The sequence below is a fragment of the Nocardioides sp. genome (assembly GCF_036374615.1).
Lineage (GTDB): Bacteria > Actinomycetota > Actinomycetes > Propionibacteriales > Nocardioidaceae > Nocardioides.
The window spans coordinates 1-5,490 of the sequence record NZ_DASUTK010000047.1 but is presented as its reverse complement, the minus strand read 5'-3'; the positions used below and the strand labels follow the sequence as shown (position 1 = coordinate 5,490).

The 5,490-nt window shown below is 68.8% G+C and carries 5 protein-coding genes and 1 pseudogene; all 6 read right to left on the bottom strand.

Features of this window, described 5'->3' with window-relative positions; genetic code table 11:
• Window positions 1–903, bottom strand: a pseudogene (locus tag VFZ39_RS03925) (F0F1 ATP synthase subunit beta); the annotation flags it as partial.
• A gap of 26 nt (window positions 904–929) precedes the next feature.
• Window positions 930–1,856, bottom strand: a complete 927-nt coding sequence (locus tag VFZ39_RS03920) for a F0F1 ATP synthase subunit gamma (protein WP_330864417.1) — start codon at window positions 1,854–1,856, stop codon at window positions 930–932.
• A gap of 8 nt (window positions 1,857–1,864) precedes the next feature.
• A complete protein-coding gene (atpA, locus tag VFZ39_RS03915; RefSeq protein WP_330864416.1) occupies window positions 1,865–3,502 on the bottom strand; it encodes a F0F1 ATP synthase subunit alpha in 1,638 nt (545 codons plus the stop codon).
• A gap of 56 nt (window positions 3,503–3,558) precedes the next feature.
• Entirely contained in the window at window positions 3,559–4,362 is an 804-nt protein-coding gene (locus VFZ39_RS03910) for a F0F1 ATP synthase subunit delta (RefSeq protein ID WP_330864415.1), read from the bottom strand.
• 11 nt (window positions 4,363–4,373) lie between these two features.
• On the bottom strand, window positions 4,374–4,964 hold the full coding sequence (locus tag VFZ39_RS03905; RefSeq protein ID WP_330864413.1) for a F0F1 ATP synthase subunit B: 591 nt from the start codon (window positions 4,962–4,964) through the stop codon (window positions 4,374–4,376).
• 37 nt (window positions 4,965–5,001) lie between these two features.
• The gene (locus VFZ39_RS03900) at window positions 5,002–5,253 is read right to left on the bottom strand and encodes a F0F1 ATP synthase subunit C (RefSeq protein ID WP_330864412.1); all 252 of its coding nucleotides are present in this window, start codon (window positions 5,251–5,253) and stop codon (window positions 5,002–5,004) included.
• Between the last annotated feature and the right edge of the window lie 237 nt (window positions 5,254–5,490).

The following is a 5,490-nucleotide window of genomic DNA, read 5'->3' as shown; positions in this document are numbered from 1 at the left end:
CTGCAGCACGCCCATCTCGTCGGCCAGGTTGGGCTGGTAGCCCACCGCGGACGGCATCCGGCCCAGCAGGGTCGACACCTCCGAGCCGGCCTGGGTGAACCGGAAGATGTTGTCGATGAACAGCAGCACGTCCTGCTTCTGGACGTCGCGGAAGTACTCCGCCATGGTGAGCGCGGACAGCGCGACCCGCAGCCGGGTGCCCGGCGGCTCGTCCATCTGACCGAACACGAGGGCGGTCTGGCCGATGACGCCGGCCTCCTCCATCTCCACGATCAGGTCGTTGCCCTCACGGGTCCGCTCGCCGACGCCGGCGAACACCGACACACCGCCGTGGTCCTTCGCGACGCGCGCGATCATCTCCTGGAGCAGCACGGTCTTGCCCACACCCGCGCCGCCGAACAGGCCGATCTTCCCGCCCTGCACGTACGGCGTGAGCAGGTCGATCACCTTGATGCCGGTCTCGAACATCGCGGTCTTCGACTCGAGCTGGTCGAAAGCCGGTGCCTTGCGGTGGATGCCCCACCGTTCCTTCACGTCGAGCGTCTCCCCCTCCTCGAGGTTGAGGCACTCGCCGAGCGTGTTGAAGACGCGGCCCTTGGTCACGTCGCCGACGGGGACTGAGATCGCCTCGCCGGTGTCGGTCACCTGCGCGCCGCGGACCAGGCCGTCGGTGGGCTGCAGCGAGATGGCGCGGACCATGCCGTCGCCGATGTGCTGCGCCACCTCCAGCGAGAGGATCCTGGTCTCGCCGCCCAGGGTCAGCTCACACTCGAGCTTGTTGTAGATCTCGGGCATCGAGTCCACGGGGAACTCGACGTCGACCACGGGGCCGATGACGCGCGCGATGCGGCCGCCGGACCCGGCGCCCGAGCCGGTCTTCTTCTCTTCAACAGTGGCAGTCATGTCTCTCACTCACTCCGATGTGCGGGTCACTCGCTGGCGGCGTTGGCGTCGGCCAGCGCGTTGACGCCCCCGACGATCTCGCTGATTTCCTGGGTGATGCCAGCCTGGCGAGCCTGGTTGGCGATCCGTGTGTACTTCTTGATGAGCTCCTCGGCGTTGTCCGTCGCCGACTTCATGGCCTTCTGGCGGGCGGCGAGCTCGGAAGCCGCGGCCTGCAGGAAAGCGAAGAAGATCCGGCTCTGGACGTAGCGCGGCAGCAACGACTCGAGCACGACCTCCGCGGACGGCTCGAACTCGTACAGCGGCAGTACCTCGTCCGAGGCCGGCGCCGCCTCGCCCTCGACCACCTCGAGCGGGAGCAGCCGCACCGCGGTCGGCTCCTGCACGAGCATCGAGCGGAAGCGGGTGTAGACCAGGTGGACCTCGTCGACGCTCTGCACCTCGGAGCTGGCATCGCCCTCCTCGGCCATGAAGGCGTCGATCAGCGCGTTGCCGACCTGGGCCGCGGCGTCGTACGACGGCTGGTCGGAGAAGCCGCTCCACGACTCCACCACCGGCCGGTTGTGGAACCGGAAGTAGGCCTCGCCCTTGCGGCCGCAGATGTAGGTCGCGACCTCCTTGCCCTCCTCGGTGAGGGTGGCGACGAGCCGCTCGGCCTCCTTGATGACGCTCGAGGAGTAGGCGCCGGCCAGGCCGCGGTCGCTGGTGATGATCAGCACCGCCGCCCGCTTCGGGTCCTCCGGCTCGGTCGTCATCGGGTGGTCGACGTTGGAGTAGGTCGCCAACGCCGACACCGCCCGGGTCAGCTCGCGCGCGTACGGCGCAGCCGCCTGCGCCCGTTGCTGCGCCTTGATGATGCGGGACGCGGCGATGAGCTCCATGGCGCGCGTGATCTTCTTCATCGACTCCGTCGACTTGATCCGCGCGCGGTACTCGCGCAGCGATACGGCCATGAGCTACCTCAGCCTCGCTTCTGCTTGACGATCTGCTCCTGGTCCTCGTCCTCCAGCACCTCGGCGGGTGCCTCGGTGCCGACCTTGATCGAGCCGCCCTCGGACGTCTCGAACTGGTCGAGGAAGGACTCGTAGGCGGACTCGAGCTCGGACTGGGCGTCGTCGTCGAAGTTCCCGGTCTCCCGGACCCCGTCGAGGATGCCGCTGTGCGAGCGCTTCACGTAGTCGATGAACTCACTCTCGAAGCGGAGCACGTCCTCGGTCGGCACGCGGTCGAGGCGACCGGTGGTGCCGGTCCACAGCGACACGACCATCTCCTCCAGCGGGTACGGCGAGTACGCCGGCTGCTTGAGGAGCGCCATCAGCCGCGAGCCGCGGTCGAGCTGCTGCCGCGACGCCGCGTCGAGGTCGGAGGCGAACATCGCGAACGCCTCCATCGCGCGGAACTGCGCCAGGTCGACCTTGAGCGAACCGGTGACCGCCTTCATCGCCTTGGTCATCGCCGAGCCACCCACGCGGGAGACGGAGATGCCGACGTCGATGGCGGGCCGCTGGTTGGACGCGAACAGGTCGGACTGCAGGAAGATCTGCCCGTCGGTGATCGAGATGACGTTGGTCGGGATGTAGGCCGACACGTCGTTCGCCTTGGTCTCGATGATGGGAAGGCCGGTCATCGAACCCGCGCCCATGCTGTCTGACAGCTTCGCGCAGCGCTCGAGCAGCCGGCTGTGCAGGTAGAACACGTCGCCCGGGTACGCCTCGCGGCCCGGCGGGCGGCGCAGCAGCAGGGACACGGCGCGGTAGGCCTCGGCCTGCTTGGTGAGGTCGTCGAAGACGATCAGCACGTGCTTGCCGTCGTACATCCAGTGCTGGCCGATGGCCGAGCCGGTGTAGGGGGCGAGGTACTTGAACCCGGCGCTGTCGGACGCAGGGGACGCCACGATGGTGGTGTACTCGAGCGCGCCGGCCTCCTCGAGGGCGCCGCGCACCGAGGCGATGGTCGACCCCTTCTGGCCGATCGCGACGTAGATGCAGCGCACCTGCTTCTCGGGATCACCGGAGTCCCAGTTCTGCTTCTGGTTGATGATCGTGTCGATCGCGATCGTCGTCTTGCCGGTCGAGCGGTCACCGATGATCAGCTGCCGCTGACCGCGACCGATCGGGGTCATCGAGTCGATCGCCTTGATGCCCGTGGCCAGCGGCTCGTGCACCGACTTGCGCACCATCACGCCGGGCGCCTGGATCTCCAGCGCCCGTCGCCCCTCCGACGCGATCTCACCCAGGCCGTCGATCGGGGTGCCGAGCGGGTCGATCACGCGACCCATGAAGGCGTCGCCCACGGGCACCGACAGGATCTCGCCGGTGCGGCGCACCGACTGGCCCTCCTCGATCTTGTCGAAGTCACCCAGGACGACGACACCGATCTCGCGGGTGTCGAGGTTCAGGGCGATGCCGAGCGTGCCGTCCTCGAACTCCAGGAGCTCGTTGGCCATCGCCGACGGCAGACCGCTGACGCGGGCGATGCCGTCGCCGGCCTGGGCGACGGTGCCGACCTCTTCCTTGCTCGCAGCCGAGGGCTGGTAGTCCTCGACGTACTTCTGGAGCGCGTCGCGGATCTCCTCCGGACGAATCGAAAGCTCCGTCATGTCCCTGCCTCTTCCCTTGGTTCCTGGGTTCGTCTGTGTCTGTGTGTGCTGCTCTGTCAGCTGGCGAGCCGGCGTCGGGCGTCGTCGAGCCGGCCGACCACGGTGCCGTCGATGACGTCGTCACCGATCTCGACCCGGATCCCGCCGATCACGTCAGGATCGACCACCTCGTTGACGTGGATCTCGCGGCCGTACTGCCGCGAGAGCGCCTGCTGCAGCCGGGTGCGCTCGTCGTCGGAGAGCGGTCGCGCCACCCGGACGGTGGCCACGCCCTCGCCTGCGGTGTTGGAGACGACCGCCCGGTAGACCTCCAGCGCCGCGCTGAGGGTGCCGTAGGTGCCGGCCAGCGCCTGCTTGGTGAGGGTCACCGTCGCCGGCAGCACCTTGTCGCCCAGCACCGTGTCGACCAGGCCGATCCGGTCCTCGATGCTGCGGCCCGGGTTGGCGAGTGCGTCACGCAGCTCCGGGTTGGTCGTGAGCAGCTGGCCGATGCCGAACAGCTCGTCCGCGAGCCGGTCGGCCTTGGCCCCGGTCGACTTCGCGATCGCCACCTCGCTCAACCGCTCCAGCACGTCGGGCAGGTCGCGCTGGGAGGTCCACCGGTGCCCGAACGCGCTCTCCACGATCGCGAGCGTGGCAGCCCCGACCTTGCCCTCGAAGATCTGCCGGGCGAGGCCCTGCCTTCCCTCCGCCGGCAGCGACGCGTCGGTCGCGACCCGGCGCAGCGCGGCGTCGGACCGGAGCAGGCTCGAGACCGAGAACAGCTCGTCACCGATGATCGCGGCGTCGGCGAGCGGAGACGGCGACCCGAGCTGGTCCCTCAGGTCGGCCATCGCCTCGGCCGAGGCGCCTCGCAACATCGCAGCCGCCATTACTGCGCCCCGCTCTGCCCAGCGGTCTGGGAGGTCTCGAGCGTCTCGAGGTCGGCGAGGAACCGGTCGACGACGCGGTTGCTGCGGTCGTCGTCCTCGAGGCTCTCACCGACGATCCGGCCCGCCAGCGTGGTGGCCAGCGACCCCACCTCCGCCCGGAGGGTGGCCACGGCCTGCTGCCGCTCGGCCGCGATCTGCGCCTGCGCGTGCTCGACGATCCGGCTCGCCTCTGCCTGGGCCTGCTCGCGCATCTCGGCGACGATCGCCGCGCCCTGCTCGCGTGCCTCCTCGCGGATCCTGGCCGCTTCGTGGCGTGCGTCCGCGATCTGCGCCTTGAACTCGTGCTCAGCCTTCTCGGCGTCGCTCTTGGCGCTCTCGAGGTCGTTGAACTGCTTGCGGATCGCGTCCTGCCGGGCCGTCATCGCCCGGTTGATCGGCGGGATGACGAACTTGCCCAGGATGGCCAGGATGATCCCGAAGGCGAGCAGCTCGATCAGGAACGTGGCGTTCGGGACGAGGAAGTTGCTACCGCCCTCTTCCTCCGCGGCCGTGGTGGCCAACGGGAGGAGCAGGCTCGTGACGCTTGACATGTCGGGTCCTTTGCTCGGGACGTGCTAGCGGTCTGGTTCAGCCGAGGACGAACACGAACATCGCCATGAAGGCGAGGTTGATGAAGAACACGGCTTCACAGAGACCGACCGTCAGGAAGAAGATCGTCTGCAGGCGACCCTGGGCCTCCGGCTGACGAGCCACACCCTGGATGTACGACGCACCGGCGAGTCCGTCACCGATACCGGTACCGATCGCACCGCCGGCCAGGGCGACGCCGCCGCCGACGAAAGCACCGGCGAGGGTGACTGCCTCATCGCTTACTGCCATTGATCTGCCTTTCGTTGTGCTTCTCTCGGGTCGGCGCCGGAGCGACGCCTGGGTTACCTCGTGGCGCGCGCCTCAGCGCGCAAGTGCGGGTTCCGACTTGTCGTCGGCGGCGGTCTCGGTCACGGACTCCGACTCCGCCTGCCGCCGGTCGGGCTGCTCGGTCGGGCGCTCCTCGTGCTCGTCGCCGTGGTCCCCGTGCCCAGCTGCTGCCATCCCGAAGTACAGGATCGTCAGCAG

Bases quoted from the DNA above. Each gene is read 5' to 3' on its own strand.
- VFZ39_RS03900 (WP_330864412.1), bottom strand. From the start codon at position 5,253: ATGGCAGTAAGCGATGAGGCAGTCACCCTCGCCGGTGCTTTCGTCGGC.
- VFZ39_RS03905 (WP_330864413.1), bottom strand. From the start codon at position 4,964: ATGTCAAGCGTCACGAGCCTGCTCCTCCCGTTGGCCACCACGGCCGCG.
- atpA (WP_330864416.1), bottom strand. From the start codon at position 3,502: ATGACGGAGCTTTCGATTCGTCCGGAGGAGATCCGCGACGCGCTCCAG.
- VFZ39_RS03910 (WP_330864415.1), bottom strand. From the start codon at position 4,362: ATGTTGCGAGGCGCCTCGGCCGAGGCGATGGCCGACCTGAGGGACCAG.
- VFZ39_RS03920 (WP_330864417.1), bottom strand. From the start codon at position 1,856: ATGGCCGTATCGCTGCGCGAGTACCGCGCGCGGATCAAGTCGACGGAG.